The sequence below is a fragment of the Pseudomonas sp. Marseille-Q8238 genome (assembly GCF_965111915.1).
Genome location: NZ_CBCOPI010000001.1, coordinates 4,315,678 through 4,338,587 on the forward strand (window position 1 = coordinate 4,315,678; position 22,910 = coordinate 4,338,587).

The following is a 22,910-nucleotide window of genomic DNA, read 5'->3' on the forward strand; positions in this document are numbered from 1 at the left end:
CAGACTCGCATGTAAAGTCGACATAGGCCCATCAGCCCATGAAAAGGCGCACATTCTAACCAGTTTCACCGATGAGGGGGCGTGTACGGCGCTTTGCCCGCCCAAGGCCGCTGGTTATACTGCGCGGCAATTCCATTCAAGAAGAGCCGCGCTCTGTGAACCGGCCCGCTCAGGTCAAACCCGATAATTTCTTCCTCCTGCTGTTTCATGCCCTGCGTCAGCGACGCGTGCCTCTGGCCCTGCGGATTGCCAGCCACAGCCTGCTTCTAGTAGCGCTGGCGCTGGTCATCTATGCCTGGGTGATGGGCATGCAGTTCAAGCAGGCCATGCAGCAACAAGCCGATGCGCTGGGCCAGAGCCTAATCGTACAAACTGCTGCGTCGGCGACCGAGCTGCTGGTGTCCAACGACATCCTCAGCCTCAACGTGCTGCTCAGCAACCTGGTGAAAAATCCGCTGGTCGCCCATGCCGCGATCTACAGCGTGGACAATCGCATTCTTGCCGAAGCCGGCTCACGACCGAGCCAAAGCCTGCTTGGCGGCGACAACGACGGCCTTTACTCGACCCAGATCACCTTCCAGGAAGTGATGGCCGGGCAGTTGCAGATCAGCCTCGACATGCAGCAGTTCCAGCAACCAATGACCATCAGCCTGCAAAGCATGGGGCTGCTGAGTCTGATTCTTCTGGCCCTGACCCTTTCGCTCAGCCTGCGCCTTGGTCGCTACATTTCCACGCCCATCCTGCAGTTGCGCGTATGGCTACGTGATCCCGACGATCCCGCCCCCGGTGCTGGCCGCCAGGACGAGATCGGCGACCTTGCGCGCCAGTTACAGGCACGCCTGGTTCCCGAGAAGCCGCAACCGGAGCCCGTCGATTATAGTGACGATTACGCCGACGACTTCACCGAAGAACCCTCATCCTTCGATGAGCACGACCCGGAGTTTGACGACGCTCACGACGATCAACACTGGGACCGCCCTGCACGCGCAGCCGATCACGACGACGACCCATTTGCCGATCTGCGTGACGAGCATGACGAAGACTTTGCGCAAGCGCCCATCATCCCGCCGGCACCACCCCGTGAGCCAGGCCGCAGTGCAGTCCTGGCCATCCAGCTTGGCGCCCAGGAACAACTGCGCCATCTGCCCCGCACACGCCTGCTCGACTTGCTACAACGCTACCGGGATTGCCTGGATCAGGCTGCCGCGCTTTACCAGGGCACGCTCTACACCCTCAATGACGGCAGCAGTCTGTTGCTGTTCGGCACAGAACGTAGCGGCGAAGACTACCTGACCCATGCACTGTGCTGCGGCGAGCTGCTGCGAGCGCTGAGCCATGCCCTGCAGATCGAGGTGGCTGACAGCGGCATCACCCTGCAGTTGCAGCTGGGCCTGACCGCCTGCGAGGAACTGGTCGCGCCCAGCCAGGCCGATCTGCTACTCAGTGAGGCCGCCCAGGATGCCCTGGCCCTGTCCCAGCACAGCCGCAATCTGCTGCTGGTGCAGCGCGCGATTGCCGACGACAGCCTGGTGCGCCAGCGGGCACGCATCCGCCCGATTGCCAGCCCGGAAGGGGCCAGTTGCGTAGAGCGCCTGCTGGAACCCTATCCATCCCTGCTGGAGCGCCAACTGGCGCGCATGCACGACAGCCAGGCATGACCACCCTGATCACTCACCCACTGCCGCTGCTGGCAGTGGGACTGGCTCTGGGCGCACGTACCATCCCCCCACGCCTGCTGTTCGTCGGCCTGCTGTTCACCCTGCTCCCGGACGCCGACGTCCTCGCCTTCAAGCTCGGCATTGCCTATGCCGATGCATTCGGCCATCGCGGCTTCAGCCATTCATTGCTGTTCGCTGGATTGTGCGGCACCTTCGCCGCTCTCGCATGCCGCCTGTTGGGTTGCGGCCCGCTCAAGGCATTTAGCTGGATCAGCCTGGCCGTTGCCTCGCACAGCTTGCTGGATGCCGCCACCGACGGTGGCCTGGGCGTTGCCTGGCTATGGCCATGGAGCGAACAACGCTTCTTCCTGCCCTGGCGCCCTATCGAAGTCTCGCCATTCATTCACGGTTTCTTCACCCAGCGTGGTATTGAGGTATTGCTCTCGGAAGCACGCTGGATCTGGTGGCCCTGCCTGCTGCTCGCGCTCGCTGGCATGGGGCTGCGCAGATTCGCTCACTCTCTAGCCAGAAGCAGCTCCAGACCTACCAGCAACCGTTCCAGCGAACCCTGATTGGCCTGCAACACCGCCAACCCACCTGCAGCCATCTGCTGAGCCCTGTCAGGCTCTCCAAACAGATTCGCCAAATGCTGATAAAGCATCTCTGCATCGCTCACTTCCAATAGGTCGCTTGCCGCGCGCAACTGGGCAGCAATCTCGAGGAAGTTGAACAGGTGCGGACCGCTTAGCAGTGGCTTGCCCAGTGCGGCAGGCTCCAGCAGATTGTGGCCACCATTTTCCACCAAACTGCCGCCGACGAAGGCCAGGTCGGCCAAGGCATAGAGAAACAGCAGCTCGCCCAGGGTATCGCCAAGCAGAACCGCGGTCTGCGCTGTTACAGCATCGCCACGCGAGCGGCGGACCGTGCTGAAACCTTCACGCTGGCACAAATCGAAGACCGCAACAAAGCGCTCCGGATGGCGAGGAACCAGAATCAGCAGCGCTTGCGGATAGTCGACCAGCAACCGGCGATGTGCGGCAAGGACAACCTCATCCTCGCCCGCGTGAGTGCTGGCGGCAATCCAGACCGGACGCTCCGTAGCCGACCATTCCTGACGTAAAGCCGTCGCACGTCGTGGCAGCTCAGCATCTACGCTCAAGTCGAACTTGATCGAGCCGGTCACCTGGACGCACGAGTCCCGCGCACCCAGTTGGCGAAAGCGCTCGGCCTCCACGTCGGTCTGCGCGGCGATCAGTGACAACTCCGCCAGCATCGGTGCAGTCAGCTTATGGAATCGCGCATAGCCACGCGCCGAGCGCTCGGAAAGCCGCGCATTGGCCAGTGCTGCCGGCACACCATGTTTTGCACATTGATGAATGTGGTTGGGCCACAACTCGGTTTCCATGATCACCGCCAGGCGCGGCTGTACGTGGCGAAAGAAGCGGGTACAGGCCCAAGGCAGATCGTACGGCAGATAACAGTGCTGAATGCGTTCGCCAAACAGTGCCTGGATGCGCTCGGAGCCGGTGGGCGTCATGCTGGTGACAGTGATTGGTAGATGCGGATAACGCGCTAGCAGCTCGCGAATCAACGGTGCGGCGGCGATGCTTTCACCAAGCGAAACAGCGTGAACCCAGATCCCGCCCTGGCGCATCGGTGGCAGGCCGAAGGCGAAGCGCTCACCAATCCGGCGCCCGTAGGCAGGCGACCGCCAGGCCCGCCAGAACAGGCGCAGGACGATGATGGGCAAGAGCAGGTGCAGCAGCAGGGTATAAAGGTGTCGGTTCATGGGCGCGCAGCTTAGCAAAGCCCCATTCCCAAGCGTACCCGATACGCTCTTGCCAAACGCTGTAGAGCGGCGGGTTATACTGCTCGCCAGTCTTTTAGCGAGCCCTTTGCATGCCTCAAGCTCTCTCTACTGATGTCCTGATCGTTGGCGGCGGTGTTGCCGGCCTCTGGCTCAATGCGCGCCTGCACCAGCAGGGTTTCTCTACTCTACTGGTAGAAAGCGCCAGCCTGGGCGGCGGACAGAGCGTGAAATCCCAGGGCATCATCCATGGCGGCGCCAAATACGCCCTGCACGGCGCTCTGACCGGCGCGTCCGAGGCCATCGCCGACATGCCGGGACGCTGGGGCAAGGCTCTGGACGGTACTGGCGAGCTGGACCTGCGCGGCGTACGCCTGCTCTCCGACGCGCACTACCTATGGTCGCCGGGCAGCCTCGCGGGCAATATCACCAGTTTCTTCGCCAGCAAGGCCATGCGCGGCCGGGTCGACCAGGTCAAGGGCGAGCAACTGCCTGCCGCGCTGCAGCATCCGCGCTTCAAGGGCAAGGTCTACCGTCTGGCGGAGCTGGTAGTCGACGTGCCCAGCCTGGTGACTCGCCTGGCCGAATTGGCCGGAGAAAGCCTGCTTGCCGCGCAACAGATCGAGCCACTGCATGAGTCGGGAGAGCTGATCGGATTGCGCGTGGATGGCCGTGAAGTTCGCGCCCAACGCATCGTGCTCAGTGCCGGCCAGGGTAATGCCGACCTGCTCGCAGCCCTCGGTATTGATCAACCGCAACAGCAGTTGCGTCCCCTGCACATGGTGCTGGCCAAGGGGCCGGAGCTGAAGCCGCTGTATGCCCACTGCCTGGGTGCCGGGCCGAAGCCGCGGATTACCGTAACCACACACCCAGGCGCCGATGGTCAGTGGGTCTGGTACCTCGGCGGCGACCTTGCCGAAGCCGATGGTGTGGCCCGTGATGAAGCCGAGCAGATCAAGGTCGCCCAGCAGGAGGTCGCAACCTTGCTGCCCTGGCTCGACCTTTCCCGTGTGTGCTGGGCCACTCTGCGCGTGAACCGTGCCGAGCCGGCGCAGTCCGGTTTGGTCCGCCCGGATAATGCCTTTCTCGCCGAACAAGGCCGGCTGCTGGTTGGCTGGCCCACCAAGCTGGCGCTGGCGCCGGACTTCAGTGACCGTGTGCTGGCCGCCCTGGCGCGTGACGGCATTCGCCCCGGCAATGCGAGCGTGACGCAGGGCCTGCCCCGTCCGCCGCTGGCTCGACCTGTCTGGGAGGAGCTGCTGCCATGAGCCTGCATGGCCTGCATCGTCCACTCGGCAGTACCGGCCTGATCGTATCGCCACTGGGCCTGGGAACGGTCAAACTTGGCCGTGACCAGGGCGTGAAGTACCCCAGCGGCTTCACCATTCCTGACGATGCCAGTGCCCGCAGCCTGTTGGCTCAGGCGCGGGACTTGGGCATCAATCTGATCGATACGGCTCCAGCCTATGGGCTCAGCGAACAGCGTCTCGGGCCGCTGTTGCAGGGGCAACGCCAGGACTGGATCATCGTCAGCAAGGTGGGCGAAGAGTTCGAGAACGGTCTGTCGCGGCATGACTTTTCACCGGCCCATACGCGCTTCTCCGTTGAGCGCAGCCTGAAGCGCCTGCAGACCGACTGCATTGATCTGCTGCTGGTGCACTCGGACGGCAACGACCTGGCCATCCTGCAGGACGGTAGCCTCTACCAGGCCCTGGCCGAGCTCAAGCAGGCTGGCAAGATCCGCGCCTTCGGCCTGTCCGGCAAGACTGTTGCCGGCGGCCTGCTGGCGCTAGAGCAAGGCGACTGCGCCATGGTCACCTACAACCTCGCCGAGCAGGGCGAGCGTGCGGTGATCGATTATGCTGCCGCCCATGGCAAGGGCATTCTCATCAAGAAGGCCCTGGCCAGCGGGCATGCCTGCCTGAGTGACGGACGGGACCCCGTGCGCGCCAGTTTCGAATTATTGTTTGCCCATCCTGGAGTCGGCAGCGCCATCGTTGGCACTATCAATCCGCAACATCTTGCGGCGAATGTCGCGACCGCGGCAGCAGTACTCCAGGGCTACACTGCAAGTCCCCAGTAGTTTGCCGCTGGCCGCAAGCGACCAGCCCCGACGAAGGAACTGCCATGCCGAGACTTCTCGCCCGCAAAGCCCCTGGCATTTTCAAAACCCTGCCCGTAAAGGTCGAAGCCCGGACGGATGGCCTCAACTACCACAGCACTGGCTTGCCAATAAATTTCGCTCAATTACTGGAGCGACGTCGACCGATGGAGATAGCAGACAGCCAGCATTTCAGTGCAGAGCTGGCCAATCTCGGGGTGTCAGTGCGCCTTACCTTGAGCTGGCAAGGGCATGATTACTGGGTGTTGGTTCGCCAGCGCCGACCTGACCGGGGCGATGTGGTTCTCAAGCTGATTTCCGGCTATGTCCCGGCTCATGAGTTGAACCTGCCCCTGCTCACCGCCATTCAGGAGGTCGCCGAGGAGTGCCTCATCGAAACCGCCGATGGCTGGCTTGGCGGGCGCTTCGCCGAAACCTGGCTGCCGACGCCTTACCATTCCGCCTTGCGCTATCGAGAAACCAGCCATTTCCGGCTCAACCCTCTATCCGGCTCGGCCCGCCCGGTACAATGCGGCAACCTGATGCTGATGGAGCGGCCCCGGGCCTATGTGCACCTGCCCACCGCCTCATTACAACTGGTGTATGACCTGGGTCTGGAGCTACCCAAGGACTGTCGCCTACCCAGCCTGTTCCATGTCGACGAGTGCCTGGAAGAGGGTGCTCTGGTAGCCCGACTCGATCGTCGCCGCCCCGACCTTTACCTGCTACCCCTGCAGGATGGCCGCCCGAATGGAGAGTTGTTGACCCTTAAGCAAGGTAGCCTGAAACCGGCCAGCACACGCGGAATATGGCTATCGGAAAGTTTTGCCGAGCAGGACGGCTGGCTGGTGCGCGACGAGCGCATTCGCTGGAAGGATTGGATGGCGCGCCTGGTTCAGGTCGAAGATGAAGCCCGCCGCATGGCGGGCTGAGAGCCGCTACTTGCCCCGGATTTTCTCGACGATGGCGGTGGTCGAGCTGTTCTCCACCAGGCCGAGGACGCGAACCTCACCACCGTAGGCCCTGACGATGTCGGCACCCACGACCTGCTCGACACCATAGTCGCCGCCCTTCACCAGGATATCCGGCTGCACCTGCTTGAGCAGGCGCTCCGGTGTGTCCTCGCTGAAGCTCACCACCCAATCCACGGCGCCCAAACCGGCCAGCACGGCCATGCGACGGTCCACGGAGTTGATCGGTCGGCCCGGCCCTTTCAGGCGGCTGACCGACGCATCGTCATTGACCGCCAGCACCAGGCGATCACCTTGGGCGCGTGCCTGCTCCAGGTAGGTCACGTGGCCGGCGTGGAGAATATCGAAGCAGCCATTGGTGAAGACGATCTTCTCACCATGGGCGCGGGCATCTTCGATAGCGATCAACAGTTGATCGAGGCTCAACACGCCGCGCTCGGAACCTTCCTCACGCTGTACGGCGCGGCGCAGTTCAGGAGCGCTGATTGCCGCCGTACCGAGCTTGCCCACCACGATGCCCGCTGCCAGATTGGCCAGTGCCACCGCCTGTGGCAGCTCTTCCCCTGCAGCAATCGACGCTGCCAAGGTGGAAATCACCGTATCGCCAGCCCCCGTGACGTCGAATACTTCGCGGGCACGCGCTGGTAGATGCAGCGGCGCATGCTCGGGGCGTAGCAGAGTCATGCCATGCTCACCGCGGGTTACCAGCAGCGCGCCAAGGTCCAGCTCGCGCATCAGCTTGGCGCCTCTGCTGACCAGCTCGGCCTCATCATTACAGCGTCCGACGATGGCCTCGAACTCATGCAGGTTGGGCGTGATCAGGCTGGCGCCACGGTAAATGGAGAAGTCCTTGCCCTTGGGATCGGCAAGCACCGGAATGCCCTTGGCGCGTGCGGCCTGGATCAGCACCTGGTGATTCTTCAGTGCGCCCTTGCCATAGTCGGACAACACCAGAACTTTGACTCCGGACAGCAGGCGCTCGACTTCACGAGCCAGCGCTTCAGTGTCGGTATTGAAGGATTCTTCGAAGTCCATTCGCAGCAGCTGCTGATGGCGGCTCATGACCCGCAGCTTGACGATGGTCGGCTGGTCATCGATACGCTGGAAACAGGTCTGCACACCAACACCAGCCAGGCTGTCGCGCAGACTCTCAGCGGCCTCGTCATCCCCGGTCACGCCGATCAGCGTGGCCGGGGCGCCCAACGCCGCGATGTTCAGTGCGACGTTGGCGGCGCCCCCCGGGCGATCCTCGATCTGCTCGACTCGCACCACCGGCACCGGTGCCTCCGGAGAAATGCGCGACGTACCGCCATGCCAATAGCGATCGAGCATGACGTCACCCACCACAAGGACGGGGGCTTGGTCATAACGGGGCATGGACAGTTTCATGGGAACTCCGGGATGGCAAAAACGCTGTAAATCATATCACGCAAGAAAACACACCTTTATTGGCCACAGTACAAGCAAGGGGCCCAAAGCCGGCGAGGGCAGTTCATAGAAGATCGCGGTCCCAGCGGATACCTCGACGCACAATGCGTCCCGGCATTCCCGCAACGACGCAGTTACCCTCGGTGAACGCCGAGTTCAGGACGGCTCTCGTACCTACCACTGACTCCTGGTGCACCACCGTTCCCTTGAGTATCTGCACATCACGCCCAATCCACACCCGGTCAGCGATCCGTACATCACGCGCCTGGTTGATCCGCTCTCCCGTCTGCGCATCGAGAATCGAGTGCTTGTCACCCACTCGAATCAGAATGCCGGTGGACAACATGCAATCGCAGCCAATATCGATACTCGCCGCTTCGTCGACCAGCAAGTAGGCCCCCTCAACCGTAGTGTCGGCACCAATACGGATATGTTGCCCGCTCGTATCGCGCAGGTAGATCTTGCCGGAACTGAAACGCACATTCGCACCGACCTCGATCAGGTTGTTCTCTCCATCCAGACGAATCTCGCAATGATTGATCTGCGCCCCTTCGCCAATGACTAGCCGATTATTGCGTCCGGCCAGCTTTATCGTTGTCTTCTTCAATAACCGCGCAGCGCTGGCGGGCAACTGCAACTCGCTGCCTTTCTTGAGCTTGAAACGGTTCTTGTAAACCCAGTGACGCACCTGCAGATAAACGCGCTCGAACATGTACACCTCACTCGCATCACTGATGAACCGCCGGCTCTACGGGTAGAACGGCCTCAGAGGCATTGGCCTGAAACACTTTCTCGAACATGGGCACCAGGAGCCGATTACCGTGCTCACTCAAGTGAGTGCCGTCCGCGTAAAGAGGGCGCCCCGACTTACTGCCGTAGCAGAACTTCTCATCGCACAGATAGGGCAGCGGATCGAGAATACGCACACCGCACTGCTTGCTCGCTTCATCCTGCAATTGCCAGATGAACTGGTTGCGCTGCTCATAATCGGCCCGAGATACCGCAATGACTTTCTCCTTGCCCAACAGCAATGCGCGCCCCATCGCATTGGGCACCGACTCATGCATTTCCGGGATCGGACGAACCAAGTAGAGCGGTCGAGTCGCCGCAATAGCACAAGCCGTTGCCAGATATTCCTGACGGAACTCTGCTAGAAACGCCGGTTCGGGCGTCGCGTAATGCGTGCTGAAATCGACCAGAGGGCGCCCGGGCGGCTGCTCCGTATCGCCGGCCACACCACCGAAGGCATAGAAGGAGGTTCGGTTGACGATGACAACCGGCTTATCCGGCCAGGTCGTCGCCAACGAAGCCTTCAACTGCTCACGCAGACGCGAGCAAGCATCCTCTACGCCGCGTTGTGAGCGCGCCCCAAAGACGATCAGGCAGGCACTCTCACCCTTGAAGTAGATGCCTATGTCAGGGGCAGGCACGGCAGCCTGGAAGGCGGTCACCACCGCATCGGCATAACTATCGCCGAGCAGAATCGCCTCGACCTTCTCCCCCCCGTAGATACAGCTGGAGTCAGCCGAGAGGCATTCATCCTGGCGCGGGTTGCGGTTCTGCCGCTCAGCCTCAATCGACGCAATGGCTTCCGGGAGACGGCTCGGCACACCGTTGCGCCTCACCACCTGAGCAGCCACGATCACGATCAGCAGCAATATGATCAGACTGGTAAGCGCACGCCTGGTCGAGCATCTGGAAAGGTAACGCTGACTGGGCCGTTCAACCCAGCGGAAAGACATGTGCCCCAGCAGCACGGTGACAAGGAGCCCACCAGCGATCCAGAGCGGGTCGCCGGCACGCTCCAGATACACCAACCCTACAACCAGAGGCCAGTGCCAGAGGTAAATCGAATAAGAGCGCTCGCCTAGCCACTGCGCCACCGGCGAGCCGGTAAAGAGCGACGACTCTCGCTGGGCCAGGATAACCAGACAGCCTCCCAGCACCGGCACGGCAGCACGCCAACCCGGCCATACCGAGGACATATCGAACAGCACGATAGCCAGGATGATCAGGGCCAGGCCTACGCCTTCGAGAAGGCGACGCCCGCGCCCCCCCAGGTCGATACGATTGACGCAGAAGAACACCAACCCACCCGCCAGTAACTCCCATGCCCTGGTCGGCAGGATGTAGAACGCCTTGACTGGATCGCTGCGCGTCAGCACTAGGCACGCCAGCAATGAGCCCAGCAGGATCAGGAGATGAACAGCCACCTGCGACGTACGGGCAGGACGCAGCTTCCAGGCGAGCAGCAATACCAATGGCAAGACCAGATAGAACTGCCATTCGACGGACAAGGACCACGTATGCAACAACCACTTCTCGTGCGAGGCGCTATCGAAATAGCCAGCTTCGCTCAGATAGCGCTGGTTCGACGTGAACAGTAGGCTTTCCCGGGCATGCCCGCCCAGCGTCTGGTACTCACGCGGCATGAGAATGAACCAGCCGACTAACAGCACAACAGCGACCAGCACGGCTAATGCGGGAATGATCCGCCGGGCCCGCGCCAGATAGAACTGCCACAAAGAGAAGCTCCGTCGCTCCAGCCCACGCACAATGATGCCGGCCATCAGGAACCCGGAGATGACAAAGAACACGTCAACACCGACGAATCCACCTGTAATGCCAGGCACCCCAAAGTGATAGAGCACCACAGCCACCACGGCCCACGCCCGGAGACCATTGATATCCGGCCGAAATGCCTGGCCAGTCGATGCAGCTGTTTTCCCTGACACTATGCGGACCCTGTAGAGGATTGCTCTGCTATTGTTTGTTTGCCGCCGTTGGCAGGCAATTCGCGCACCCAGAAAAGCTCGTGCCGACGCACCGCCTTGCGAAAGAACTCATCCTCGCCCGTAGCCGGCCAGCATCGCCCGGCCAACAGGCGCTGGAGCAGACGCCGGAATCGCTTCTTGGCCGACAAAGGCTCACGCAGGTCATGCTGCATTCCCAGAGCCATGGCCTTGTCCATCTGCGCTTCCGCGCTCAGCGTAAGGCTCCACAAACCATCGGCCGGCAACGCCTCGATCGCAGGCGGCAAGGCGACCCCGCCACCGGCAGGGCCCATCGGCCAGCGATCATTATCATGTAAATGGTTGGCATACAGCAGCAGCGTCTGCGGCTTCCAGGTACTAGCCTGGACAGCCTCGCATAATGCCTGTGTCGCAGCGACATGATCACCATGCGGATCCAGCTCAGGGTGGGCCGTAACCAGCACCTCAGGCTGAAAATGCTCAAGCAAAGCGGCTAGGTCTGCTACAAGATTGCACCAACTCGGCACACCATCGCCATCAGCGGGCAGGGTCAGCGGATTGTATCGGCGAACCGTGCGGATATCACTTTCACCTGACTCGCGCGAGCCGAATCCCTGCTCGGGGCGACCCGCCATCAGGGGCAACTGAAGACAGTAGTAGCCAAGCTGCACACAGCGATGCAGTGGAACCCCTCCCCACAAGGGAATGGCCTGACTGTCCCAGGCTCTTAAACGTCCTTTGAGCCGCGCCGCCTGCACTCCATTCAGACCAAACCGTTTATAGGCATCAGCCTCGATTTCGCCCTGGGTCAACGTGATGACACTCACGTCAGATGCAGCACGGTACAACCCAAACGCAGCCAACTCAGCATCATCGGCATGCGGCGCAATGACCATCAAACTCTGCTGAGAAAAATCAGGCTGTCGAAAAACATGCAGGACAGCATGCTCAGAAAGACTACAGAGGCGCCCATGCACAGCAAGAGTGCCGAAGGCCAGCTCAGCCCCTTGCCCAGACAGATTCAGGTAGCGACGCCCCTGTACACCACGCTCGAAGTCCTGACGGTCACAGCCTATGATCACGTAGGGATCGACCCAGCGACCCAGCCAACTGCTGCGGATAGTCAACTCAAGAATCAATGTATCGGCAGGCTGCCAGTCACCCTCAACCCGAATGCTTCCCTGACCGAGATACACATCGAATTTCGGCGTCCCCTCGGGAAAGCGATAGATATAGTCATCGTGGGGGGAGTAAAACAGATGGTCGGAGAACCAGGCCTCGTGGGCAATCCACCCCACCGAGAACAAAACTGGGACAACCCACCAGCTTCCGCATATGACGACCAGGCCTAAGGTAGCAATCAGGCCAATCGATAGCAGTAGCCGTTTATTGCGCCGATGGCGCCTCAATAGAAGCTGCTTGCGTCCATTCATTTTTCAAACTCGGTAAACCGCAACTCGGCTACACCACCGATCCTTGTATTCACGATCAGCCCGCCCGAAGGAATATCGTAGAGGCTTACCCAACGCGCGCGCATCCGACCATGCCTGCTGCGTGTTCACATAGCTCAATACGCTACCCGGGCTGAAATCGCGCCCACGTGGATCAACCCCCCCATTGATATATTCGACACTGAGCCACTTCGGCGCTTCCACGCGGTAAAGAATCTGAATGGCAACAGGCTCTTCTCCCAAGTAGATCAGAGAGCCCGTCATGAACTCCCGCAAGAGACCGAATACATCTTGCAAGTGCTTCACGCCTGCAGCCTCGAATCCCCAGCGGCGCCGGAACAGATCGGCATAAATATGCGCCTGCTCAGCAGCGCTCAACTCTTGCATGGATCTAATAATACCGCCTGCCTCCTCGAGCAGCCGCTGTTCTCTACGTTGGTTGTAGCGGAACTTCTTGCTGTACTCCTCAGGCTCACGAGCCAAGGCCAAGCCTTCAGACTGTACTTGCAACGTCGTGATACGCCCTGCATTCAGCGCAGACACATAACGCATGCGGTGGCGCACGGGCACATGCGCTTCCTCAGCGATCGGAATGATGACTTCAGCATTGCCCAAGTCAAACAAACCTCGCTTGCCCTGGCGCTTGAGCACATCCTTGGACAATGCAAGATGTCTTCCCCAAGTAGGCAGAGCGGCCTTCAGCTCACCATCAACCAGCCACCCCAGATAACGCACAGGAATACCGGCCAAGCCAGCTAGACGCTCCAGCACCTCCGGATGAGTAGCAACACTGCCACCAAAGCGCTGCCAGGCCTCGGCATAGGTGCAAGCATCAATTGGCGTCCACCCCTGCTCACGCCATATACGAAGATGGCTCAGCATCAAGCATTCGGCTCCACCGCCACGTCGACATCATCCTCGAACTGCCGGGCATGCAGCCTCGAGTAGTAACCATTCATCGCCAGCAATTCGATGTGCGTACCACGCTCGACAATCTGCCCTTGGTCCATGACCAGAATCAGGTCCGCCTTTTCTATCGTGGTCAAGCGATGAGCGATCACCAGCGTGGTGCGCCCCTTCATCACCTCGTCCAGCGCACCCTGGATATGCTGCTCCGACTCGGTATCAAGGGCCGAGGTCGCCTCATCCAGAATCAGCACCGGGGCATTCTTCAGAAGCGCCCGAGCAATAGCCAGGCGCTGCCGCTGTCCACCGGAAAGCAGTACCCCGTTCTCCCCGACCTGCGTGTCATAGCCTTGCGGCAGCCTGTCGATAAACTCTGCTGCATAGGCCGACTCCGCTGCGCGCCTGACTTCATCCTGTGGCGTTCCCGCCAGGTCACCATAGGCAATGTTGTTGCGAATGCTATCGTTGAAAAGTGTGACCTGTTGAGTAACCAGGGCGATATGGCGACGCAAGTTGCGCAGGGTGTATTGCTCAACACCTACACCATCCAGCAGCACTTCGCCTTCGGCATGCTGATAGAAACGCGGGATTAGACTGACCAGGGTCGACTTGCCACTACCGGAGCGTCCTACCAAGGCAACCATCTGCCCCGGCTCCACTGAGAAACTGACATTCTGAAGGACCGGACGATCACTCCCTGGATATTGGAAGTTCAGGTTGCGAACCTCCAGCCTGCCATCGACACGCTCCCGCTCTACGCTACCAAGATCAACCTCAGGTACCGCATCGAGCTGTTCAAAAATGCTCTCGGCTCCTGCCACACCTTTCTGGATCGTGGAGCTGACCTCCGATAACTGCCGGATCGGCTTGGGCAACAGGGCAGCCAGAGTGATGTAGGCAACCAAATCGCCAACTGAGGACTCGCCACGCATCAGCAGAACCAGAAACATGAGCGCTGCCATGGCACAGTAAATAACAAGCTGCAGCATAGGCGTGTATATCGCAGCCGTTTTGGTCATGCGTAAAAACTTGTTGGTATTACTGACACTCGACTCCTCGAAACGTTTGCGCTCGTAATCCTCTCCTCCAAAACTGCGGACTACCCGGTAGCCCTGAATCGTTTCAGAAGCAACATGCGTGACGTCGCCCATGGCCATCTGGATCTTCTTGCTTTGCTTGCGGAACTTCCTGCTGGCACTGCTCACCATAAAGGCAATAACCGGCAGAATAGCAACCATGACCAAGGTCAAGCGCCAGTTCATCCAGAGTAGAGAGGCGAATAGAAAAAGAACCGTCATCCCCTCTCGGATGACTACTTTCACCGCATCAGTGGCAGCTGCGGTAACCATTGTCACGTTGAATGTGATCCGGGAAATCAGATGCCCTGAGCTGTTCTGGTCAAAGTAGCTGTTGGGCAACACCAGCAGCTTGTCGAATAAAGCAAGACGCAAATCATTAATTAGCCCAAAGGAGACCTTGGAAATAAAATAATTACCTAGATAAGAACCCAACCCCTGCCATGCAGCGATCAGAATAATCAGCAATGGAACCGCCTGCAGTAAATGCAGATCTTTCAGAAAAGGGACAGTAGGAAACAGGCTTGCTTGGGGGTCAGCCAAGCCATCAACAAAATACTTCAGCATGTAGCCAAGCATGGGTTGAGTAGAAGCAAAAATTATGTAGCCCAGAATACTGACTAGGAAGATTCCGATATAAGGCTTCACGTAGGTAAGCAGGCGAAAATAAACCTTCAGACTTGACGACTGCTCGGATGATTGACTCATGGATCGAACCCTTCTTGGCGGCTGCAAAGTGTATCACGGCCACAAAGCACACAAGACCCGATAAAATCCCCACCCCCAATGAGGATCTCCAGCATGGAATACATTGACGAAGACCGCTATCGGAGCTTGGTGAAAGGCGCCACGGTACTGGAGTCAGACGGCTTCGGTGATAAAGTGCTGCACTTGAGCGACGGTAATTTTATCAAGCTGTTTCGACGCAAACGTCTGATTTCATCTGCAGCGCTATGGCCTTACGCTCAGCGTTTCGCCAGCAACGCCCGTGGGCTTACCAAGAAAGGCGTTCCCTGCCCAAGCATTATCGGCGTTTATCGCCAAACGCAGCTGCAGCGCGACATCGTGCATTACCGACCGCTCGCTGGGCTGACCCTACGCCAATTACGCCAGCCGCCCCAAAAATGCCCTAAGGACTTGCACAATAAACTCGGCAGCTTCATAGCCCAACTGCACGACAGTGGCATCTACTTTCGCTCAGCCCACTTGGGGAATATTGTCCTCACCCCTCAGGGTGAATTGGGGCTGATTGACATCGCGGACCTGAAAATCAAAAGGCGCAGCCTCGGCCAGTGGATGCGACTACGTAATCTTCGGCATATCTTCCGCGATAAGCAGGACCGCCAATGGCTTCAAAGTCGTGAATTTGGCTCCTTCGTCGAAGGTTACCATCAGCAGAGCAAAAATCTCGAAGTCAGCACTCTTGAAAAAGCACTTGCCTCAGCCGGCCAGAGCGCATGAATAGCGAAAGGGTTAATCCCCAATAGCCAGAACCCGCTCCCCCTTGCGATTGGTAAACGCTGCCAACACGCGCTTGTCATGCTTCGTCAGCCACTCGCCAAGCCAAGGCTCGTCCCCGTTAGCCTCTATTAGAAAGTAGCCATACTCATGTGCATGAGCCTCACTCATTGCTTGCTGAGACCCAATCACAATGAACGGATACCCACGCCCGGCATAATAAGCAATACGCGAATCCTCATAGTAAACCAGTGCATCAGCCGCAACATTCTCGGCCACCCACCGCCCTGCCTCAACATAATGAGTCTTCTTAGCTCCAAAAGAGAGAACATTACTAAGCATCACCAGCAAGGCAATTACAACTAAGCACTTGCCAAAACGCGGAAAGCGCTCAGCAAAAAGCATCGTCCCTACCGCCAACATCGGCACCGCAAGCAAATTAAGGAAACTAAGATAACGTGAATTAATGAATTGCTCTCTCACGAAGAACAACATCAACACCAACAGGTATAGAATAGCGGCATACGCGAACAGAGAAAATTTCTTGCGATAAACATTCAGCGCCTGCCAACCACCCCGGTAGAAAAAGGGAATTACAAATGGACCACAAAGTTTGGCAAATCTGATCAAAACAACAGCCAGCATTCCGAAGAAAATAATTTGCCCCGCCGCATCCCTAGAGTACTTGTAGGTCATGCTATTACCGAACTGCTCAGAAAAAACCCTGAAAGACTCCAACACCCGGCCAGGAGTAATCAAACCCAAATAATAGGCCATGCGCGTAGAAGACAACCCTCCGTGCCAAGCGATGTAGGCCATACCACAGCACACAACCAGGAATGGCACTCCCCATAACTGCGCAGCATTCCAACGCCCTTCTCGACTTTTCAAACCAGGCAGTTGCCAGAGCACCAATGCAATGAGTAGCGCCACAGCCTCAAGCCGGAACAAAGCAGCGCCAAAAATGGCGCCATGAATGGATATGGCACGCCAAAATCCTGGGCGCTCCCGCCAGCGCAGGGCAAGCCATATACTAAGAACGCTGAAAAACCAGAACCCGAACTCCCGAATGATATCGCTACGGAATTGATTAAAAGCTGGTATAGCCAGTACAACAAGGAAAGCCCAACCAGCAGCAGGCGGTACTTGCCGACGAACAGCGTCGACTATGAGCGCACAAGTACCCGCCATGAAGAGCGCGCACCATAGATAGGCCACCAATTCAAGGGGCAATCCGGTAATAGTATGCGTACCTGCCAATAGAAAAATAAATGCGGGCCAGTTGAACCGCTCATTAGCAACGGACACTCCGTGCTCAGAGACTTGACGGGCGATATCCAGATAAAATGCCGCATCCTTACCAATAGTCACCACCCCCATAATCGCAATCAACGACAGCATCAAGCTGCACATGAACGCGCACCGCACAGGGAACGACACTACATACCGAGAAATAGAAATAATAATAGCCCGCACAAAAAACCTTTTAGCTAATCCGGGAAACACTATAGCTTCGAATAAAGTCTCGACTTCTTCTCGGTCATATAGACATGATCCGAAGGGATGTCTTTATTAACAAAGCTCATTGCGCCAAGCGTGACATTGTCACCAATAGAAATACCACTGCCAATGATGCAACTATTCGCCCCTACATCGACATTATCTCCAATGACCAATAGCGCTTCACTTTTGAAGTCAGTACCAATAGTCGTATTCTGTCGAATGGTGAAATTACGGCCAATAACCACATTCTTGAAAATCACGATACCCTGCATATGACTGAGTGTCAGTCCTTCAGCAATAATCGCCCCCAGCATGATCTCAATTCCATGTCGCCGAATAAGACTGTTGTTGATCCCCTTGGCCAGAGACTTCAACATGCGATTACGTTGCAAAGCCAAGTGCTCAGAGAGGCGAAACCAAAAGAGAAAATGAGAAGAACGGCTGCGCCGAACACGACGCCACAAGCGCAACCAGGAAAAGCGCTTGTCAGCCCCCCCCAGGATTTCGACAAGCCAATAGTATTTCAATGGTTTCCGCTGCATGGCGCTATCCATGATATCTACCTGCTTGATCTCAACCAGAGCTTGACGGCTTTACGGGTATAAGACCAACGCAATGCAGCACGCCAATCAGCCTTCAACGCCAAAAGATAGAACTCTCGCGCTTTACTCGCCTCACCAGCCGTGAAAAAGGAACGAAAGAGCGACAAGTAACGCTGCGCAGTAAACGCGCGCCTCAGAAACTGCATCGAGGCAGGTAGGCGGCCACTATCAAAAACCTCATCAACCAGGCGAGCACCGACTTGCACGCTGTAGCTCAGGTTATGACGCAGACTGTCATCATATTTGTGAATACGCGCTAACGGCTTATTAAGTACTGAACAGCGATAACGGGCAAACACTTGAGCAAATACCGGTATGTCCTCTGCATTACGAAAGTTCTCAGGGTATCGCCCGGAAGAGAAAACCTCCCGATGCATAGCACAAGCGCCATTCGACACGCTCAAGGTCTTGTCCAGCAAATATCCCTTTACTCTGCCCAAAGGGGTGTCAGGTAGTGGATCAGCCTCATGCAGGCTTTCTCGACCATCAGGATGGACCGAAATATGGCCACCTATGACAAGGCGAGTATCTGGCTTGGCGACTATATGCTGCTTGAGCAGCTCTAGAGCGCCAGCCACCATTTCGTCGTCAGCGTCCAGGAAGACCAGATACTCTCCACGAGCTTCATCGATACCCTTATTGCGAACCGCTGCAAGCCCAGCGTTCTCTTGGCGTAATGCGTGAAACTTAGCCGGGTTAGCACGCTGTAGTTCACCAATAACCTGAGGAGTGTTATCGGTCGACCCATCGTCAATGACAATCAATTCAGACTGCCCGTCCAACTGCACGAGCACTGATTCAACCGCTCGAGGCAATGTTTTGGCGTAGTTGTAGGCTGGAATGACAACCGAGATCAAAACCTCAGACATTGTCATACCAATCCTTCCCATCCTTGACCACGAGAACGTCTTCCATGATCAGGTACTGCAGGTCCGAGCCGTAGAACATGTTCAGCGCATCGGTCGGTGAGCAGATCATCGGCTCGCCGCGGCGGTTGAGCGAGGTGTTCAACGACACACCATTGCCGGTGAGTTTTTCCAGCTCCAGCATCATGTCGTAGTAGCGCGGGTTGTACTCACGCTTGAGTACCTGGGCGCGTGAAGTGCCATCCTCATGCACCACTTCGCCAACGCGGGTCTTCCACTCTTCGTTAACTTCGAAAGTGAAGGTCATGAACGGACTCGGGTGGTCGACCTTGAGCATCTGCGGGCCGACGGTGTCGAGCATCGACGGGCAGAAGGGGCGCCAGCGCTCGCGGAACTTGATCTGTTCGTTGATTCGGTCGGCCACGCCGGCAACGCTCGGGCAACCAATGATCGAGCGACCGCCGAGGGCACGCGGGCCAAACTCCATGCGGCCCTGGAACCAGGCCACCGGGTTGGCATCGACCATGATCCTGGCGATGCGCTGCGGCATGTTGTCGATCTTCTTCCACACCGGCTGGCTCGGGTGACGAGCACAGGCGGCGATCACGTCTTCGTTGGAGTACGAAGGGCCGAGGTAGACGTGCTCCATCTTCTCCACCGGCACGCCACGCTGGTGCGAGACGTAGGCGGCAGCGCCAACCGAGGTGCCGGCGTCGCCAGATGCCGGCTGGACGAACAGCTCCTTCACATCTGGACGGGCGATGATCTTCTGGTTCAGTTTGACGTTCAGCGCACAGCCGCCAGCGAAGGCGATCTTGCCAGTCTCGCGAATGATGTCGCCGAGGTAGTACTCCATCATCTCCAGCGCCAGCTTCTCGAACAATGCCTGCATGCTGGCGGCGTAGTGGATGTACGGGTCATCGGCGATATCGCCCTGGCGCTTCGGCCCCAGCCATTCGATCAGTTTGGGCGAGAAGTAGTAGCCCTTGCCGTTTTCCTTGTAGCGACGAAAGCCGATGACGTTGGCGTAATCGGTGTTGATGGTCAGCTCGCCGTTCTCGAATTTGGCCAAACGCGAGAAATCGTACTTGGCGGCATCGCCATAGGGCGCCATGCCCATGACCTTGAACTCGCCGTCGAGCATCTCGAAACCGAGGAACTCGGTGATCGCGCCATACAGGCCGCCGAGCGAATCCGGATCGTAGAACTCCTTGATTTTGTGGATCTTGCCGTTCTCGCCATAGCCGAAGAAGGTGGTGGCGTACTCACCCTTGCCATCGATGCCCATGACCGCGGTCTTCTCGGTGAAGCCCGAGCAGTGGTAGGCGCTGGCCGCGTGAGCCAGGTGATGTTCGACTGGTTCGATTTTGATCTTCTTGGCGTCGAAACCCAGTTGCTCCAGGCACCAGACGATCTTCTTGCGGTAGCGCTTGTAGCGACGGTTACCCATCAGGATTGCATCGAGGGCGCGATCCGGCGCGTACCAGTAGCGCTTGGCGTAGTGCCAGCGGGCCTTGCCGAACAGGCTGATCGGGGCGAATGGAATGGTCACCACGTCGACATCGGAAGGCTTGATGCCGGCCTGCTCCAGGCAGAATTTGGCCGACTCGTAGGGCATGCGGTTCTTCGCGTGTTTGTCGCGCACAAAGCGTTCTTCTTCAACAGCCGCGATCAGCTTGCCATCGATATACAGGGCAGCGGATGGATCATGACTGAGTGCGCCGGACAGGCCGAGAATGGTCAATGCCACGGGAAAGCCTCTTACAACTGTGGGCAGCGCAGCCACCCCAGGAAATGGAAAGCGCTCGGCCAATGGCCGAATACGCCCAAACAAAGGCGGGGATTATAGCCATTGCTTGGAAGCGAAGGTAATCCGGCACACACACCAGGCATCGGACGGCTCAATTACGCTGTTCGTGGCCTGACGCCGTACGCTTAACATGCCAACTCGCCCCATAACAGTGCGAGTTTATGTCGCAGTATTTATGCGTGCGTTTCCGTGTCGGGTTGGTTATACCGTACGGCGCCCCCTGAAATAGACAAGAAAAATGACCCGCACAACGACCTTGCCGAGCCTTCGGACGCTACCCTTCAGCCTGCTTGCCCTGGCGATTGCCAACTCAGCCGTGGCTGCCGAGACATCACTGACCCTCGACCCGATGGTTGTCACCGGCACCCGCTCAGCAGACTCCAGTTTCGATCAGCCGTTCTCCGTCGATAGCGTCGATCGACGGCAGATCCGCGACGGCCAACTGGGCATCAATGCTTCGGAGGCGCTCAACCGGGTGCCAGGCCTGGTCGTACAGAATCGTCAGAACTACGCCCAGGACCTGCAGATATCCTCCCGCGGTTTCGGTGCCCGCTCGGCCTTTGGCGTGCGCGGGATCAAGCTGATCACCGACGGCATTCCCACCAGCACCGCTGATGGCCAGGGCCAAGCCGCGACGTTCAACCTGGATACGGCCGAACGTATCGAAGTGCTGCGCGGCCCGGCTTCGGCCCTGTACGGCAGCAACGCCGGCGGCGTTATTCAGCTGTTTTCCCGCGATGGTCAGGGTGCCCCCACTGTCGGTGCGCAGACGCTGTTCGGCAGCGATGGCCTGCGCCGCAATCGGCTTAACGCCGAGGGCGGTAACGACAAGGCCGGCTTTATCCTCGATGCGTCCCGTCTCGACACCGACGGCTATCGTGACCACAGCTCGGCCCGCCGCGACCAGACGTTCGCCAAGCTGCACCTGCTCCCGGACGACGACAGCCGGTTGGCGCTGATCTACAGCAGCCTGGAGCAGAACGGCACGCAAGATCCCCTCGGCCAGGCCTGGGAGGCCTACAAGGCCGACCCGCGCTCGGTCAACATCAACGCCCTGACCTACAACACGCGCAAGAGCATTGACCACCAACAGCTAGGCGCCAACTACGAACGCCATATCGGCTCGGGCACCTTGCAGGTGAATGCCTACGCGGGGCGGCGCAGCGTCGTCCAGTATCAGGCCATCCCCCGGGCAGCACAGAACCCGGCCAGCCATAACGGCGGCGTGATCGACTTCGACCGCGACTTCCATGGCGGCAGCCTGCGTTGGCTACAGCCACTGGGTACGGTCGACCTGGTAGTCGGCCTCGACTACGACCAGAGCCGCGACGACCGCAGGGGTTACGAGAACTTCAGCGGCAACCAGCTCGGCGTGAAAGGCGCATTGCGTCGCGACGAGATCGATACGGTCACCAGCCTCGACCCCTATGCCCAGGCCACCTGGAAGCTCGGCGACTGGACCCTGCAGGGCGGCCTGCGCTACAGCACCGTACAGATCGATGTCGACGACCACTACCTGAACAATGGCGATGAAAGCGGCAAGCGCCGCTACGAGAAAGCCACGCCGACGCTCAGTGTCGGCTATGCCTTCACACCCGAGCTGAATGGTTATATCAGTGCCGGCAAGGGCTTCGAGACACCTACCCAGGGCGAGCTGGCCTATGCGCCCTCACCCGCCACTGGCTTCAACTACGACCTGGCTCCGTCCACCAGCACCCAGTATGAAATCGGCCTCAAGGCCCTGCTGGGCGGCAACACTCGCCTCAATACCGCACTGTTCCAAATCGATACCGACGATGAAATCGTCGTCTCCAGCAACACCGGCGGACGCACCACCTACCAGAATGCCGGCCGCACCCAACGCCGAGGTTTCGAGCTGGGCCTGCAAAGCCAGCTCAGCGAGCAGTGGAGCGCCAGCCTGGCCTACACCTACCTGCAGGCGGTCTACGATTCGAGCTTCAGAGCTGGCAACAAGATCATCGACAGTGGCAACAACCTGCCGGGCGTACCGCGCACCAGCCTGTTCGCCGAGCTGAACTGGCAACCCCGCGAGGGCATGAGTACCGCCATCGAAGGTCAGTACCGCAGCCAGGTTTACGTCGAGGACAGCAACAGCGAAAAGGCCGCACCGGCCTACGCCGTATTCAACTGGCGTGCCCGTTTCGAACAGAACCTTGGCCCCTGGACCACCCACCAGACCCTGCGCCTGGACAACCTGTTCGACCGCCAGTACGTCGGCTCGGTGATCGTCGGGGATGGCAATGGGCGCTTCTACGAAGCAGCACCCGGGCGTTCATGGTATGCCGGCGCCGGCGCCAGCTATCGCTTCTGATCGAACTGCACACCGCGAGCTACCTGCGGAACGGCGGTGCTGGCGTGTCAGAAAAACCCGTTACCTAGGCTTTGCTGGCGACCCATATCAGACAACCAGAAACAGCAAGCTGCTGGCGCACGCCACGCGCCCTACGACTTAGAGCCTGTTTACGATCTTCTGGATTAGAGCCAGGCAAGGGGCTAGGC

18 protein-coding genes are annotated in these 22,910 nt (G+C 58.8%); 7 read left to right on the forward strand and 11 right to left on the reverse strand.

Annotated features, from left to right (window positions below):
- Positions 1-155: 155 nt before the first annotated feature.
- Positions 156-1,658 (forward strand): histidine kinase, encoded by a 1,503-nt coding sequence (locus tag ACWPW0_RS19905; RefSeq protein WP_454256299.1) that lies wholly within the window; start codon positions 156-158, stop codon positions 1,656-1,658.
- Positions 1,655-2,230: a metal-dependent hydrolase gene (locus ACWPW0_RS19910; RefSeq protein WP_454256300.1), complete on the forward strand. Its 576-nt coding sequence runs from the start codon at positions 1,655-1,657 to the stop codon at positions 2,228-2,230. Before ACWPW0_RS19905 ends, ACWPW0_RS19910 begins: the two co-directional genes overlap by 4 nt.
- Here ACWPW0_RS19910 and waaA read toward each other — a convergent pair.
- Positions 2,173-3,447 (reverse strand): lipid IV(A) 3-deoxy-D-manno-octulosonic acid transferase, encoded by a 1,275-nt coding sequence (waaA, locus tag ACWPW0_RS19915; protein WP_454256301.1) that lies wholly within the window; start codon positions 3,445-3,447, stop codon positions 2,173-2,175. The two genes, ACWPW0_RS19910 and waaA, sit on opposite strands and share 58 nt — an antisense overlap.
- A 110-nt stretch (positions 3,448-3,557) precedes the next feature.
- Here waaA and ACWPW0_RS19920 point away from each other — a divergent pair, with 110 nt between their 5' ends.
- Genes ACWPW0_RS19920 through ACWPW0_RS19930 form a run of 3 tightly spaced genes read left to right on the forward strand, consistent with a single transcriptional unit; the run spans position 3,558 to position 6,498 of the window.
- Positions 3,558-4,733 (forward strand): NAD(P)/FAD-dependent oxidoreductase, encoded by a 1,176-nt coding sequence (locus ACWPW0_RS19920; protein WP_454256302.1) that lies wholly within the window; start codon positions 3,558-3,560, stop codon positions 4,731-4,733.
- Positions 4,730-5,548, forward strand: coding sequence for an aldo/keto reductase (locus tag ACWPW0_RS19925; RefSeq protein WP_454256303.1), 819 nt, complete (start codon positions 4,730-4,732; stop codon positions 5,546-5,548). The genes ACWPW0_RS19920 and ACWPW0_RS19925 overlap by 4 nt, the downstream gene beginning before the upstream one ends.
- Positions 5,549-5,592: 44 nt before the next feature.
- Complete coding sequence (locus tag ACWPW0_RS19930) at positions 5,593-6,498, forward strand: metal ABC transporter ATPase (protein ID WP_454256304.1); 906 nt, start codon at positions 5,593-5,595, stop codon at positions 6,496-6,498.
- Positions 6,499-6,504: 6 nt separating this feature from the next.
- On the opposite strand, the gene hldE is transcribed toward ACWPW0_RS19930, so the two are convergent.
- The 6 genes from hldE to msbA all read right to left on the reverse strand — a co-directional run bounded on the left by hldE (position 6,505) and on the right by msbA (position 14,859).
- Entirely contained in the window at positions 6,505-7,926 is a 1,422-nt protein-coding gene (gene hldE / locus ACWPW0_RS19935) for a bifunctional D-glycero-beta-D-manno-heptose-7-phosphate kinase/D-glycero-beta-D-manno-heptose 1-phosphate adenylyltransferase HldE (protein ID WP_454256305.1), read from the reverse strand.
- A gap of 103 nt (positions 7,927-8,029) precedes the next feature.
- Positions 8,030-8,677, reverse strand: a complete 648-nt coding sequence (locus tag ACWPW0_RS19940; RefSeq protein ID WP_447594391.1) for an acyltransferase — start codon at positions 8,675-8,677, stop codon at positions 8,030-8,032.
- A gap of 16 nt (positions 8,678-8,693) precedes the next feature.
- Positions 8,694-10,700: an acyltransferase family protein gene (locus tag ACWPW0_RS19945; RefSeq protein ID WP_454256306.1), complete on the reverse strand. Its 2,007-nt coding sequence runs from the start codon at positions 10,698-10,700 to the stop codon at positions 8,694-8,696.
- Entirely contained in the window at positions 10,700-12,151 is a 1,452-nt protein-coding gene (locus ACWPW0_RS19950) for a PIG-L deacetylase family protein (RefSeq protein ID WP_454256307.1), read from the reverse strand. Before ACWPW0_RS19950 ends, ACWPW0_RS19945 begins: the two co-directional genes overlap by 1 nt.
- 3 nt (positions 12,152-12,154) lie before the next feature.
- Positions 12,155-13,051: a GNAT family N-acetyltransferase gene (locus tag ACWPW0_RS19955; RefSeq protein ID WP_454256308.1), complete on the reverse strand. Its 897-nt coding sequence runs from the start codon at positions 13,049-13,051 to the stop codon at positions 12,155-12,157.
- Positions 13,051-14,859 (reverse strand): lipid A export permease/ATP-binding protein MsbA, encoded by a 1,809-nt coding sequence (gene msbA, locus ACWPW0_RS19960; RefSeq protein WP_454256309.1) that lies wholly within the window; start codon positions 14,857-14,859, stop codon positions 13,051-13,053. The genes ACWPW0_RS19955 and msbA overlap by 1 nt, the downstream gene beginning before the upstream one ends.
- Positions 14,860-14,952: 93 nt before the next feature.
- On the opposite strand from msbA, the gene ACWPW0_RS19965 reads away from it, so the two are divergent.
- Positions 14,953-15,612, forward strand: coding sequence for a lipopolysaccharide kinase InaA family protein (locus ACWPW0_RS19965; protein WP_454256310.1), 660 nt, complete (start codon positions 14,953-14,955; stop codon positions 15,610-15,612).
- A gap of 12 nt (positions 15,613-15,624) precedes the next feature.
- On the opposite strand, the gene ACWPW0_RS19970 is transcribed toward ACWPW0_RS19965, so the two are convergent.
- The 4 genes from ACWPW0_RS19970 to ACWPW0_RS19985 form a co-directional block, all read right to left on the reverse strand.
- Complete coding sequence (locus ACWPW0_RS19970) at positions 15,625-17,010, reverse strand: hypothetical protein (RefSeq protein ID WP_454256311.1); 1,386 nt, start codon at positions 17,008-17,010, stop codon at positions 15,625-15,627.
- Between the two features lie 104 nt (positions 17,011-17,114).
- Positions 17,115-17,666 (reverse strand): serine acetyltransferase, encoded by a 552-nt coding sequence (locus tag ACWPW0_RS19975; protein WP_447594404.1) that lies wholly within the window; start codon positions 17,664-17,666, stop codon positions 17,115-17,117.
- Positions 17,667-17,671: 5 nt separating this feature from the next.
- Positions 17,672-18,589 (reverse strand): glycosyltransferase family 2 protein, encoded by a 918-nt coding sequence (locus ACWPW0_RS19980; RefSeq protein WP_454256312.1) that lies wholly within the window; start codon positions 18,587-18,589, stop codon positions 17,672-17,674.
- Positions 18,576-20,330, reverse strand: coding sequence for a carbamoyltransferase family protein (locus ACWPW0_RS19985; RefSeq protein WP_454256313.1), 1,755 nt, complete (start codon positions 20,328-20,330; stop codon positions 18,576-18,578). Before ACWPW0_RS19985 ends, ACWPW0_RS19980 begins: the two co-directional genes overlap by 14 nt.
- Positions 20,331-20,628: 298 nt before the next feature.
- On the opposite strand from ACWPW0_RS19985, the gene ACWPW0_RS19990 reads away from it, so the two are divergent.
- The gene (locus ACWPW0_RS19990; protein ID WP_454256314.1) at positions 20,629-22,722 is read left to right on the forward strand and encodes a TonB-dependent receptor family protein; all 2,094 of its coding nucleotides are present in this window, start codon (positions 20,629-20,631) and stop codon (positions 22,720-22,722) included.
- Positions 22,723-22,910 lie beyond the last annotated feature (188 nt).